The organism is Bacillus paramycoides (assembly GCF_001884235.1).
Classification (GTDB): domain Bacteria; phylum Bacillota; class Bacilli; order Bacillales; family Bacillaceae_G; genus Bacillus_A; species Bacillus_A paramycoides.
Genome location: NZ_MAOI01000025.1, coordinates 17,367 through 31,194, shown reverse-complemented (window position 1 = coordinate 31,194; position 13,828 = coordinate 17,367). Strand labels below are relative to the sequence as shown.

Genomic DNA, 13,828 nt, shown 5'->3' with positions numbered 1-13,828 from the left:
AACCACCAAGCATTTTGCTTGGTGGTTTTATTTTAGGATTCTAATTTTTTCGCACGTCTTAATAACAATAGAAAGACAATGATAATGAACCCAAGTATAAGGAAGAATCCATATTTTTTTACATAATCAATTACGTCATCCGTAGTGGTTGGCTTGTCGACGTGAATACCGTCTTTATTAGTAGTAATATGAATATCCTTCATTTTTACTTCATTCGTTTCTTTTTGTAAATTAATCCACTCTACGTTTGGAATGCTTTCAAGTTCCTTTAATACTTCTTTTAATGGTTGAACGCCTAAGTAAGGATGATAGAATGCGCCGATAATTCCATCGGATAGTTTAGTAATAGATAAAGCACGTTCTTTCATTTTGGCAATATCTTGTGGCTTACCTTCTTCAATAAATCCAACCGTTTCAGGCATTAATTTCATCCCATGTAAAAATGATGGTGTACTTGTATAAGCTGGTGAATGCATAGATTTCCAAGTTGTATCGTTTAGTTGTAGTTGTCCCACATAAGTAGAGAAATATTGAGAAAGTATCTCGTATCCTTTTTGAGACATTGTATAGTGTGGAGCTTCAAAAGCAACTGGATACAATTTAGCTTCTACAAGCTCTGTAATCCCTTTTTCAATATGCTCTTTAATATACTTTTCTTCAAAAGCTTTTCCGTTTTCCACGTATTTATTATAGTCCTCTGTAGATTGAAAATCGTCTTTTGTTTTTGGCTTTTCATGGTTCGGTTGCCGAATTGGTTGATCAGTTTTTACATCCCAAAATTCAAAACCTTCTCCAGTTTCACTATCATAAAATTGATGGGTGTAACCATGCATAACGATAGAGCCACCATTATCTTGCATAAATTGTAAAACATCAATTAATTCAGAGTTATCATTTAAATGTACTGTTTTTCCTGTGTCTGGATCTTTGTAAACAGGGATAACAGTAATCATATAAGGAAGCTTTTTCTCTTTTAGTAATTCAGCGATTTCTTTTAATTGCTTTACATCTGCAGCTGGATGAACGTCTTCAAGACGTAAATAAGCTGAAGTTTTATTTGTTTTAGGTTTTTGTCCGAAATAAGAAAATAACATTTCACCGACGTAATGGGACATCCAATCAAAAAGGTTTGGAGTTGCAACATAATAAGATGTTCCTTGCTGAATGATTAATGGGTGGGTTCCATTTGAACTGAAAGCATTAGCAAGAACTGTTCCATTTGTATCAAGCGTTTGAATTAACCGTTCTTCTTCTAATATGTTTTTCAGCTTATGTGCTGGATATTCAATTTTATTAACTCGTATATCATCATTTCTCAATGTAATGAAAGAAAAACGATTAGATAATTGTTCAACATTTTGTCCTAAAACTAATACTGGACCTGAGAAATTTTCTAGAAATTGTTTTGCTGCAATAGAAAAATCTTCTTTTTTCTCTCCGATATAAACAATATGTGTATAAGGTGATGATTCGGTACCTTCCTTTACTTCCTTCAAACTTTTTACTGTTATATCATTTGTAAAATGTCCTAACTGAGTATTAAGGATTTGTATATTATTTGTAATTTTATCGTCTTCTGTACTATACAAAATAAGTACTTTTGGTTTTGATGACGTTTGTGCAGAGGTGTGTATAGGGATGAGTAGTAAAATGCTGAACAAGAATATTAGGCATTTTTTCATGTTGTATGCTCCTATTCTATATATGTAATTCAATTTACAATTATATACAAAAAAATAATTGTAGTCTATGTAAGTTACATTTTTGCACGTATTTATCATATGTTTTTTCACAAAATCGGTCTAAAGCATGATGATAATATGTACAATTATTTGCTATGATTAAAGAGTAAGAGAGTGATAGAGTGTGGTAATTGTAAAGGGAAGGCTGAAAGGGGACAAATTTCAGCGGAGAAAGAGGTAGAGGTAGTGAAGAAATTCTTTGTAGGATTTTTAGTTGTTCTTGGAGTGTATTTATATTTCCAAGGTAAGTCTGAAGGAATGGATAAGCTAATGAATGAGACAAGCTATGTTGATTCAGAAGAAGCAAAACAGATGAAACAGATCATTATAGAGGAAGCAAAGAAAGTAAATCTCCCGGAATGGATACCTCTTACAATTGCCGAACATGAAAGTAGGTTAAATCCAAGAAGCGTTGGAGATAACGGGACTTCATTCGGGTTGTTTCAATTACATCGCGGTGGTGGGCTTGCGCCAGATCATTTAACAGATGAAGAGTTGAAAGATCCACGTACAAATGCACAAATTGCAATGCCGCATTTAATGAAAGGGTACAAACGTGGGGTGCAAAAAGGTTTGACTGATTTTGCATTACTAAAATATATAGCGAATACATCTGGATGGCCAGGGAATTTAGGACCAGAGTGGACGGATAACAATATGAAGTATAACGTCGGATTAGAGGATGTATACTATCGAAATAAAGGCGTAATAAAAGAGTAGGTTTTCTATACCTACTCTGTTTTTTTTGAATAGTTTAATCCTTTTGTCTTGTGAAATACTGCGATAGTTGTATTTTCACATTTTCAAGTTTTGTAGAAACTTGCGGTATTTTATATCCTACATACAATGGTGAAACTACAAACCTGGGAACAACTTTACAAATGATTTTTCCATTCAGGTGATAGAAGAATAAATTATAACTACTACACCCTTTATGGAAATCTGTTAATATGTAACATACAGTTTGCTGAATGTAATTTGCCATTTCATCTATAAATGAAATATCTTCAATGATGATGTTAAATTCAGTAAAACCGATAATGGGACGCTCTGAAATATTAAGTTCAATGCGCTCGTTTTTTTGTACAATTACCCCTTGGAAATTTTCCTTTTCTACGTTTTCTAGATAGTCTACATATTTCATTCCGATGATTTGCATATGTGCATGATGCAAACTTCCGCCTGAAAATGGGCCGTGATTTTTATATAAAATAACGGATGTGAATTCATTACTTTCCTGTAAGTCTAACCAATGTTTAATGGAGAAACGAATTAGTGATTTCATATGTTCTTCTGTATATGTTGCGATATGATCATCACAATTATCGGTTTCGATTAGCACAGTTTGAAATGTATCTTTTAATGTAGGGAATTTATTTTTTAACCAAATAATAGAGCCCTCGGTTGCTAAAATATCAGTTAAATTTTCTCTGTCGCAAAAAGGACAAGCAGCGCTTCTGTTACGAATGCTTTCTGGTTTTTGTTTGCCGATATCATTCAAAAAATAAAGTTGTTGTGTATCCATTTCTCTATACCCCTTTAAAATGTGTGTAAAACTGCCGTCTAATACATTCGGGAAAGGGAGGGGGAAATCCTTTAAAGGAAACAGAGCAAAAAATAAAAGACAAGATATCCTCATTACAATAGGGTACCTTGTCTTTTATTTTTTCTTTAATAATGTGTATGGATAATATAGAGTATTTTCATTTTGTTTCTTTTTTCTATTTTTCATTGTGTATAAAGCAATTGCTGTACTTGCGATTACAATAATGGCTTTCTTCATATTCATATACCCCTTTTTATTGTTCATTTAATTCTTGGCTAACTGCTTTCGCATCAACTAAAGCATGCAAGATCATTTTTACCATGTTCATCATATCTCTTCACTCCTTTTTATAGTTCGTTTAGTTCTTTTACAACTGCTTGTCCGTTCACTAATACCTCAAAGATTGCTTTTACGATTTCTTTCATTATGATTGTTTCCTCCTTTATTTGTCTCTCTTGTTTACATCTTTATTGTATAGGGAGGCATCTTTTCGTACTATCGCTTTCCATTACGTGAACATAACAGTTTTGTAAGATTTGATGTCACTTATTGAAATGTTTAGTCTATCTTCATTATTTTCAGAAAAATGACTATTCAAACATGAAATGGGAAAGTATAATAAAGAAGTAAGTATTAAATTCCGTACGAAAGGAGTGAATGAGATGAAATGTTCTTTAGCTACGCGCGCAAAATTTTTAGATTATATCTATATTTGTCGTGCGATTTTTCATGATGTAGTTGTTAACGGGATACGTATGCCCTTTTTTAACAATTGCATAGTAGCTATTGAACGATAGAAATCTCTTCACCCATTTTTGATAAAACGTGTGAAAAGGGAGCTATTTAGCTTCCTTTTTCTATGCCAAAAATCATGGGGAACGTTTCTTTCCCATGGTTTTTTATATTGAAAGGAGTACGGAAAATGACAATTTGTAGCGTGAACAATATAACGAAATCCTTTGGTGGAAACATCATATTTGAAAATATATCGCTTGAAATAAAGAATGGTGAACGTGTTGGTTTAGTTGGTCGTAACGGAAGTGGGAAGACGACGATCTTTCAGCTTCTAACAGGGATGGAGAATGTGGATGTAGGAGCTATCCATATGAAGAAAGGAACACGTATTGGTCATGTGGCACAAATTCCAAAGTTTGATGATGGAATAACCGTATATGATGTATTAAGTTCTGCTTTTAAAGCAGAAAAGGAATTAGAAAGGGAAATGCATGCTTTAGAAAAGAATATGGCGGAAGAGCTGGGACCATTTGCTTTAGAAAAATTAATGGAGAGATACGGAATAATTCAAGAAAGATTCGCATTTCTCGGTGGTTACGAAATAGAAGCAAATATTATGAAGGTAGCAAATGGTTTACAAGTGGCGGAACTATGCTCTCGATTATTTACGGAATTAAGTGGTGGTGAACAGACAAAGGTAAGTCTTGCGTATATGCTATTGCAGAAACCAGATTTACTTTTATTAGATGAACCAACAAATCATCTAGATTTATTTGCAGTTGAATGGTTAGAGCAGTTTTTAAAAGAATATGTTGGGACGGTTATGGTCATTTCGCATGATCGGTATTTTCTTGATGAAGTTGTAACGAAAATTTTAGATTTAGAAGATGGAGAAATTCACGTATATCATACGAACTATTCACAATTTATTAAGGAAAAAGAAGAAAGGTTGCTTCAGGAATTTCAAGCTTATCAAGAACAGCAAAAGAAAATAAAGAAAATGAAAGAAGCAATTAAGCGTCTACGTGAATGGGCAAATCAAGCGAATCCTCCGAATGAAGGATTGCATAAGAGAGCGAGAAATATGGAACGTGCATTAGAGCGTATAGAGAAATTAAAGAGACCCATTTTGGAAAGAAAACAGATGGGACTTCAGTTTGAAGGGCAAGAGAGAAGCGGAAAAGATGTCGTTGTAATGAAAGAAGTTAGTAAAGGATTTGCTGACAGAGCTTTATTCGAGAAAGTAAATTTGCATATTCGTTTTCAGGAGCGCGCAGCTATCGTTGGACGTAATGGTACAGGAAAGACTACGTTATTAAAATTACTACTAGAAGAAATACAGCAAGATGCTGGAGAAATTCGGATTGGTAGTAGTGTGAAAATCGGTTATTTATCGCAGCATGCGTATGGGAATATGAAGAACAATGTACTGGAGGCTTTCAGAGAATGTGTAGCTGTAACAGAGGGAGAGGCAAGGCATATATTAGCTCGGTTTTTATTTTATGGTCCAACTGTTTTTAAGAAAGTCACGCAACTTAGTGGTGGAGAAAAAATGAGGTTAAGGCTCGCGCAACTTATGTATCAAGACATCAATTTTTTAATTTTAGATGAGCCGACAAACCATCTTGATATTGAATCAAGGGAAGTTTTAGAGGAAGCACTTGAACAATATAATGGGACGATTTTAGCTGTTTCACATGATCGTTATTTCTTAAATAAATTATTTGAAAAGACATATTGGATTGATGAGCACAAATTATTTGAGTTTGCAGGGAATTATGCATGGGCTCGTCAAAAGTGGGAAGAAAGAATTGAGAAACAAGTAGTGAAACAGAAGCAGCAAGGGAGTAAAGCGTTAGAAATGATACCTATAAAAGAGCAGGAGTCTAGAAATTTAGAGAAAGTTGAAAACGAGTTAATGCATATAGAAGAAGATATATATGCACTTGAATGTAAAATGGAAAATGTAGTTGATGTTGAAATGCTTGAACAATTGTATGAAGAAAAAACGAAAAAAGAGTTGTTACGAGCAGATTTATATAATGAGTTAGAGAATATTGTGGAGTAAAGAAAATAGAATGAAAAAGAGCAAGTTGTTTTCTCATATTTTGAGGGAGGGCTTGCTCTTTTTTTTTGTATAACGAAGAGATAAAAATTGGTATAATTTTCTTATTGCGATGATAAGAAAATGAGCTTTATGCTACGGAAACGTGAGGAGAATTTTATGTTAGGATACGCGCGGATTGCTACAATCGTCATGATTTGTTTAGTTTACGCAAATCATGTTTCACGTGAAACAGCAAATTTACAAATTTTTGTCGGCATTGCACTTTTCATTTATATTGTGAATCATATTTTACTTGTAAAAGAAAAGGGGGGTAGGAAACTCGTTTTTTATACCTTGATCGCAAACGGTATTGTCACAGCGTTATTAGGATTTTTATTTCCCGAGACATGTTTGTATTTAATTATATTTGGAATTGATGCGATAGGATTATTTATTCATGATTGGCGTAAAAGTACGACTTATTTTTTTATCGCTTTTTTCTTTCTTTGTTGGTTTATAAATATAATGCATACGTACCAACATACAGGGAGTCTGGAATTGGAGAGTAATGCAATTAACTTTATGTTCATCGTTTTCAGTGCTTTAGCTGGAAACTTAATAAAAAAACTTACAGCTGCTCGGCAAATGGTAGATGAGCAATATGGGAAATTAGCGTTATCTCATACAGCTTTAAAAGAAGCACATGAACAATTACGGCTATATGCTAAAGAGGTGGAAGAATTGACTGCCGTTCGGGAGCGGAATGATATTGCCCGAGAAATTCATGATACAGTTGGTCATAATATGACAGCTTTACTTGTTCAGTTACAACTAGCGGAGGCTTTATGGAAACAAAAATCGGACGCTACGGAAGAGGTTTTACATACATGTCATGGGTTAGCTAGAAAATCACTTCAAGAAGTGAGAACTTCTGTGCATGCCTTAAAAGAGGAAAGTAAACTAGGGAACATAATAGAGAATATGCGTGAAATGTTACATGGATATTCTAAAGCGACGAAAGTACAAGTATCTTTTCAATTACAAGGGGATCCGGTTGTGATTCCGTTGTCACTACAGCCTACGTTACTTCGTATTATGCAAGAGTCTTTAACGAATGCAAAACGTCACGGGAAAGCTAGTTTATGTGAAGTAAGTTTAGTTTGTTCAGTGGAACAAGTTAAGTTATGTATTTCGGATAATGGTATGGGAGTCAATGAAGTAAGCCCTGGGTTTGGGTTACTTAATATGAAAGAACGTGTAGAGGAGCATGGTGGAATCATTCAATTTGAGAGTGAAATAGAAAAAGGTTTTCGCCTAAAAATCGAATTCCCGCTCCGAGAAAAAACATGGATAATAGGGGGAGCGTTATGATTCGAATTATGATTGTTGATGATCAATCACTGATTCGTGATGGATTGGCAATGATATTAAATTTACGTCCGGAACTGGAAGTGGTGGGGACGGCTAGTGATGGGGATGAAGTCGTACAAAAGGTGAAACAATTACAGCCTGAAATTATTTTGATGGATATTCGGATGCCTCGTATGAATGGTGTTGAAGGAACTCGTTTAGTTAGAGAAAAGTTTCCTCATATAAAGGTTCTTATGTTAACGACTTTTAGTGATAGTGAGCTTATTTTTGAAGCATTAGAGCAAGGAGCGAGCGGATATTTATTGAAGGACATGGAGACGGATGCAATCGTTCAAGCTATTTTAACGGTACACGGTGGAGGCGCTGTGCTTCCTCAAGATATAACAGCGCAAATTGTAAAGGAATTAAAAAAGACAAAAGTAGCAGTAGAGTGCCCCCCACCAGAACAACTAGAACAATTAACTGAGCGTGAAGTAGATGTTTTAAGGGAAATTGGGCTTGGCTTAAATAATAAAGAGATTGCTGAAAAGTTATTCATTACAGAGGGAACTGTAAAAAATCACGTTTCTAATTTAATTAGTAAGCTCGAACTGAGAGATCGAACACAAGCAGCAATATACGCAGTAAGATATGGTGTTACGACATACACATGACTTTTGGCATATATAAGTGTGAAAAAGCAGCAAAATTTGCTGCTTTTTTTATTTTGTATTTCTATCTCAAGACTGATGGAGAGAAGAAGAAATTTTTCTACAATGAAAGTGTAGATGAATGCAAAGGGGCTGAATCAATATGTTAGTCATTGATCATATTACGAAATCATTTGGCAAGAAGGAAGTTGTAAAGAGTGTTTCTTTTGAAGTGAAAAAGGGTGAAACATTTGGATTGCTTGGTCCAAATGGAGCGGGGAAGTCAACGACGATATCAATGATTTGCGGGTTAATTCCATACGATAGTGGTGATATAAAAGTTGGTGGGAAATCTGTAAAAGAGTATCCATTAGAAGCAAAAAAGAAAATCGGTATTGTCCCGCAAGACATTGCGCTGTATCCGACACTTTCAGCAAAGGAAAATTTGATTTTTTGGGGAAAGATGTACGGTTTAAATGGAAAAGCTGCAAAGGAGCGGGCAGAGGAAGTGTTAGCGTACGTCGGTTTACAGGATCGGGGAAAAGATAAAATTGAAACATTTTCAGGTGGAATGAAAAGGCGTATTAATATTGGTGCAGCACTTATGCACGAACCAGAGTTATTAATTATGGATGAACCGACAGTCGGAATTGATCCACAATCGAGAAATCATATTTTAGAGACGGTTAAAAAATTAAATGAAAAAGGTATGACGGTCATTTATACGAGTCATTACATGGAAGAAGTTGAGTATTTATGTGAGCGAATTGCCATCGTTGATCACGGAAAGGTAATTGCACTAGGAACGAAAAGAGAGTTATGCAATCGTCTGACAGATGGGTTTATAGTGAAATTGCGATTAAATCGCTATAGTACGGAACTGCTACAAAAGTTGAAAGCACTACCTGTTGTTGAGCGTATTATTTTTGACGAAGATAATAGCACGATTGACATTGGACTAAACGGTGGAGAGGCAATTGGCACGGTTGTGTCAGTAGTTGTTGAGAACAACGCTCAAATTTTAAAACTTGAAGTGCAAGAACCGAATTTAGAGGTACTCTTTTTACAATTAACAGGACGTTCACTGCGTGATTAAGGAGGTTAGTGCGAGATGAAAAGTTTCATTATTGCATGGAAAGATTTAAAAATCCGTTTAATTGATCGCCGCGGATTTATGATGATGATACTTATGCCGCTTTTATTAACAGCGATTTTAGGTTCAGCGTTAAGTAATGTATTTGATAGTGGTGGACTACCGAAAACAGTAATTGGCTATTATCAAGAGGGAACGGATGAGTTTGCAGATGTCTTTCAAAAAGATGTATTGCAGTCTAAGGAAATAAAAGATGATGTGAAAGTAAAGGCAGTTAACTCCCAGGTAGAGCTTGAAGATATGTTAAAGGAAAAGAAAATCGATGTAGGAATTGTCATCCCAAATAAATGGAGCGAACAAGTACAAGATGGAAAATTAAAAGAACCAAAGGTGCTTATAGACCCATCAAAAGATATACAAGCAAAAATTGCCGAGTCAATGATCCACTCTTTTTCAGAACGTGTTCAAACAGTCGCAGTATCTACTAAAAGTGTTGTAACAGAATTAGCAAAATCTCAGCAGGGTGATGTAGCACAAGTTGCAAAAGAGGTAAGTGGAAGTCTACAGACGATAGCAACTACAAGTGCGGATAACATCGAAAGAGGAACGATAGGTAAAAAAACAGTTGTGGCGATGCAATATTATGCAGCAGCGATGTTAGTCATGTTTTTACTATATAACATAACAGTAGGTGCAAAGTCAGTTGTAACAGAACAACGAACTGAAACGTTGGCGCGTTTGTTTAGTACACCGACGAGCTCATTTTCAATTTTATTCGGGAAGTTTTTAGGTACATTACTATTTGCCTGTATACAATTTGGAATATTTATAGTTGCTACACACTTTATGTTTCATGTGGAATGGGGCGAAGACGTGTCTCAAATAGTAGTGTTGGGAATTTCTTATGCAATTTGTGTTTCTGGTTTATCTATGTTAATTGCGGCCTTTATTCGTGAGGAAAAAACGGCAGATTTAATGGGGGGAATGGGTATTCAAATACTAGCTATATTAGGGGGATCAATGTTACCGATTTACGTATTTCCCGATACACTTCAAACAGTTGCGAATATTGCTCCGAATAAATGGGCGCTTACGAGCTTCTTAAATATTATGTCGGGAACATCTTGGGATGTGCTACTTCCTGTTATTTTAAGTTTATGTAGTGCAGGAATTATCTCCGTTATGATTGGAACGTTACGTTTACGTACGAGATAGGAGGGGAAATGATGAAGAAGGTTTGGGCACTTTGTTGGCTAGAATTAAAACAAATTTTAATTAGGCCACAAAGTTATATACTCATGTTTGGAATGCCTATTATTTTCACACTCATTTTCGGCGGGCTTTTAGGTGGAAGTGGGAATGCGAAAGTAAATATTAGTTTAGTAGATAAAGATGGTTCTGTATTATCTAGCAAGTATTACGAGGAAATAAAGAAAAGTGATTTAATTTCTATAGAGAAGGTAACGTATGAGGAAGGGAAACAGAGGATCGAAAACAAGAAATCATCTGGTATAATCATCATCCCGAAGGATTTTCAAAAGAGTATGCTAGATAGAAAGGTAGAAAATATTCAATTTCAAGCTAGTGCTGATTTTACTGGTGGAACTTCTGTAGAGCAAGTATTAGCAAGTGCATTAAAAAAGATGGAGATAGAAGTTAGTGCAGCAAGAGATTTTGAGAAGAAAAGTAACACTTCGTGGGAAACGATGTATGAAACAATTTATACAAAAGTAGATCCTGTTTCGATTCAAAAAGAATCGATTTTACATGATGATCAAAAGTTAAATAACGTTACAGGGCGAGCTGCAGGTTTTTCAATTCTATTCGTCATGATTGTCATGTTAAGTGCGACGGGAACTATTTTGAAAGCTAGACAACTTGGTGTTTGGTCTCGTTTATTAGGAGCGCCAGTTTCAAAAGTTCAAATACTAGCAGGATATATCCTTTCCTTCTTTTTAATAGGGTGGATTCAATTTGGTGTTTTAATGATATTAACGCATTCATTATTTGATGTGCAGTGGGGAAATTTATTAGGGGTTATTACACTCGTTTCAGTATTGTTATTAGCCGTCATTGGTCTAGCTTTATTATTGGCAAGTATCGTAAAAACAACAGAACAGCAGTCCGCACTAGGTAATATCGTTGTAATTTCAACATGTATGATTAGTGGTCTTTATTGGCCAATCGAAATTGAGCCGGCATGGATGCAGGTGGCGGCAAATTTTGTTCCGCAAACGTGGGCGATGCGTGGCTTTACGGAGCTAATTGTAAGGGGAGGCACATTAGCAGATATAGGAGGATATATTGGTATACTCAGTTTATTTGCAGGAGTATTTTTCGTAATTGGTTTAACGAGAATACGTTACGACTGAAAAAAAGAAAGCAGAGTTACAGCTTTAAGCGCTGAACTCTGCTTTCTTTTTGTGTATCGTCTTCTTTCATAGAGATAATAATTGCGATCCCTAACATAACGAAAAAAGCTAAAAAGAGGACGAACTTTGGGAAGAACGGGAATAGTAATAATGCCCCGACTATCATGATTGTTAATAACACATAGTGCAGGACATATTGGAATAGGTTGTCTATATTTTCGCCCCCTTTTTGGTAGTTAATTGTTATTATTCTATGCTGGGCTAGTAGATAATAGAATGAATTTTTTGCTAAGTTTACCTAAATTAAAGATTGATCAATAATTTTTAAAAAATTCTTAAAAATATTTATATAGAAAGAATTGACAAAATATAGTGAACGATATAAGCTAATAACCATAAAGTCTACCGGAAAGGTCGGAATAAGATTGTTACCCCTCAAAAACATCTATTTTTTTACATTTAAAACCGACTTTTCCGATTGGCTATAAAATGTTGCTGTGGGAGGCATACATAAGGCAAGCAGTTCATAAAGTGTAATTATTAAAAAAAAGTTAGGGTGGGGACAATGAAGACAAAGACAAAAAAATGGGCTGGTGTATTTTCAGTATTACTGAGTAGTTCGTTTGTGTTATCTGCTTGTGGGGGACAGGAAGATACGGCTTCTACAGAACCAGTTAAACAGCAAGATTTAAAGAATATAAAAATCGAAAAGATTGCTGCTACAGATAAGACGAAAGTACCTGACAAAGCAAAAAATCGAAAAGACACGTTAGTTGTTGGAATTAATAAACCAGGTGGTGTCTTTTTACCATACTTCCAGCAAAATGGTTGGGATGGAAACGTAACGTCTGTTATTTTTGCATCTCTTGTATCAACAGATAAACAAGGAAAACCAATTCCAGAATTAGCTGAGAAGTGGGATGTTTCCTCTGATCAGTTAACATATACATTCCATTTACGTAAAGATTTAAAATTTAGTGATGGTTCGCCATTAACAGCAGATGATGTAGCGTTCACATTGACGCTTTTACATGATAAGGCATATGAAGGTGAAATAGACATTTCTCAATATGCGGTTAAAGGTGGTAAAGAATATAAAGAAGGAAAAGCAACTTCTATTGAAGGCCTTCAAGTTATAGATCCACAGACAATTAAAATTACGACTGAAAAAGTTAACTCTCAAACACTAACTGCTTTAGGTGGTCCAGTGTTATCAAAAGCTTATTATGGAAAAGACTATAAACAAAATACAAGTTTAGACTATTTAAAAGAGTTATATGGAAAACCGATAGCTGCGGGCCCATATAAATTCGAAAAGTATATTCCAGGCCAAGAAGTTCGATTTGTAGCAAATGAAAATTATTATGCAGGTAAACCGAAAATTCCAAACTTCATTTATAAAATTACTGCTGGTGATACGAAACTACAATTGTTCCAAACAGGCGAAGTTGACTACACTGGCCTAGGTACTGGTGATGAAATTCTTGAGCAGGCGAAAGGTTTACAATTCGCGAACATTCAAATCGAAACGGCGGCATCATTTAGTTATATTTATATGAATAATAATAAGCCGTATTTAAAGGATAAAAAGGTTCGCCAAGCACTTATTTACGGATTAGATCGTAAAAAGTATGTTGATACAGCATTAAAAGGATACGGTACGGTAGCTAATGTACCAATTCATCCAACTTCTTGGGCCTATACGGAAGAAGGGGTTAATAAATATGAATACGACAAAGAAAAAGCGAAAAAATTATTAGATGAAGCAGGATGGAAAGTTGGTTCGGATGGAGTGCGTGAAAAAGATGGTCAAAAATTAAAGCTTTCTTATTTCGGTCCAAGTTCGGCTAAAGATAGTGATTTATTAATTCCAATTGCGAAAGAGAATTATAAAGAGATAGGTGTAGAGTTTAATCCTGAATTTATGGACTTTAATACTATGCTTTCGAAGGTAAACAAAGGTGATTATGATTTGGCTTCTGTTTCGACACCGATTACAAGTGATCCAAGTGAAACAGCTGGTGAATATTTATCTGGTGTCAATGAGAAGAGTCTTGGTTATAAAAATGCGAAAGTAGATGAGCTAATTAAAAAAGGTATTGAGACAGTTGATATTGAAAAACGTAAACCGATTTATAAAGAATTATATAAAGAGTTAAGTGATGATCCACCAGTAATTCTATTAAACTATCGTAGAACAATTACTGGATACAACGGGAATATAAAAGGAATTGACCCTGAAAAATACAATAGTATTAGTGCAAACTTGCCAGTATTATCTATTGAAAAATAA

At 34.9% G+C, this 13,828-nt stretch carries 13 protein-coding genes; 9 read left to right on the top strand and 4 right to left on the bottom strand.

Translation table 11 applies throughout. The features are described from left to right. Positions 1-32: 32 nt before the first annotated feature. Complete coding sequence (locus tag BAU28_RS04300) at positions 33-1,682, bottom strand: DUF2334 domain-containing protein (protein ID WP_071717855.1); 1,650 nt, start codon at positions 1,680-1,682, stop codon at positions 33-35. 246 nt (positions 1,683-1,928) lie between these two features. Between BAU28_RS04300 and BAU28_RS04295 the strand changes: the two genes are divergently transcribed. Beyond that, positions 1,929-2,462, top strand: a complete 534-nt coding sequence (locus BAU28_RS04295; RefSeq protein WP_071717877.1) for a transglycosylase SLT domain-containing protein — start codon at positions 1,929-1,931, stop codon at positions 2,460-2,462. Between the two features lie 34 nt (positions 2,463-2,496). On the opposite strand, the gene BAU28_RS04290 is transcribed toward BAU28_RS04295, so the two are convergent. After that, the gene (locus BAU28_RS04290; protein WP_071717854.1) at positions 2,497-3,267 is read right to left on the bottom strand and encodes a DUF4931 domain-containing protein; all 771 of its coding nucleotides are present in this window, start codon (positions 3,265-3,267) and stop codon (positions 2,497-2,499) included. Positions 3,268-3,402: 135 nt separating this feature from the next. Then, on the bottom strand, positions 3,403-3,531 hold the full coding sequence (locus BAU28_RS29675) for a hypothetical protein (RefSeq protein WP_002175366.1): 129 nt from the start codon (positions 3,529-3,531) through the stop codon (positions 3,403-3,405). A gap of 419 nt (positions 3,532-3,950) precedes the next feature. On the opposite strand from BAU28_RS29675, the gene BAU28_RS30665 reads away from it, so the two are divergent. The 7 genes from BAU28_RS30665 (at position 3,951) to BAU28_RS04255 (ending at position 11,535) form a co-directional block, all read left to right on the top strand. Continuing rightward, positions 3,951-4,085 carry an RAxF-45 family protein gene (locus BAU28_RS30665; RefSeq protein ID WP_002139888.1) on the top strand — a complete coding sequence of 45 codons (135 nt, stop codon included), beginning with the start codon at positions 3,951-3,953 and terminating at the stop codon, positions 4,083-4,085. Between the two features lie 74 nt (positions 4,086-4,159). Further along, the gene (gene abc-f / locus BAU28_RS04280) at positions 4,160-6,091 is read left to right on the top strand and encodes a ribosomal protection-like ABC-F family protein (RefSeq protein ID WP_116500296.1); all 1,932 of its coding nucleotides are present in this window, start codon (positions 4,160-4,162) and stop codon (positions 6,089-6,091) included. 156 nt (positions 6,092-6,247) lie between these two features. Next, on the top strand, positions 6,248-7,441 hold the full coding sequence (locus BAU28_RS04275; protein ID WP_071717852.1) for a sensor histidine kinase: 1,194 nt from the start codon (positions 6,248-6,250) through the stop codon (positions 7,439-7,441). Continuing rightward, complete coding sequence (locus tag BAU28_RS04270) at positions 7,438-8,094, top strand: response regulator (RefSeq protein ID WP_002175363.1); 657 nt, start codon at positions 7,438-7,440, stop codon at positions 8,092-8,094. The genes BAU28_RS04275 and BAU28_RS04270 overlap by 4 nt, the downstream gene beginning before the upstream one ends. A 139-nt stretch (positions 8,095-8,233) precedes the next feature. Continuing rightward, the gene (locus BAU28_RS04265; protein WP_071717851.1) at positions 8,234-9,166 is read left to right on the top strand and encodes an ABC transporter ATP-binding protein; all 933 of its coding nucleotides are present in this window, start codon (positions 8,234-8,236) and stop codon (positions 9,164-9,166) included. A gap of 15 nt (positions 9,167-9,181) precedes the next feature. Then, positions 9,182-10,378 (top strand): ABC transporter permease, encoded by a 1,197-nt coding sequence (locus BAU28_RS04260; protein ID WP_071717850.1) that lies wholly within the window; start codon positions 9,182-9,184, stop codon positions 10,376-10,378. A gap of 11 nt (positions 10,379-10,389) precedes the next feature. Further along, positions 10,390-11,535: an ABC transporter permease gene (locus tag BAU28_RS04255; RefSeq protein ID WP_071717849.1), complete on the top strand. Its 1,146-nt coding sequence runs from the start codon at positions 10,390-10,392 to the stop codon at positions 11,533-11,535. Positions 11,536-11,551: 16 nt separating this feature from the next. On the opposite strand, the gene BAU28_RS04250 is transcribed toward BAU28_RS04255, so the two are convergent. Then, positions 11,552-11,749, bottom strand: a complete 198-nt coding sequence (locus tag BAU28_RS04250; RefSeq protein WP_033719971.1) for a hypothetical protein — start codon at positions 11,747-11,749, stop codon at positions 11,552-11,554. Between the two features lie 351 nt (positions 11,750-12,100). Between BAU28_RS04250 and BAU28_RS04245 the strand changes: the two genes are divergently transcribed. Further along, positions 12,101-13,828, top strand: coding sequence for an ABC transporter substrate-binding protein (locus BAU28_RS04245; protein WP_002175358.1), 1,728 nt, complete (start codon positions 12,101-12,103; stop codon positions 13,826-13,828).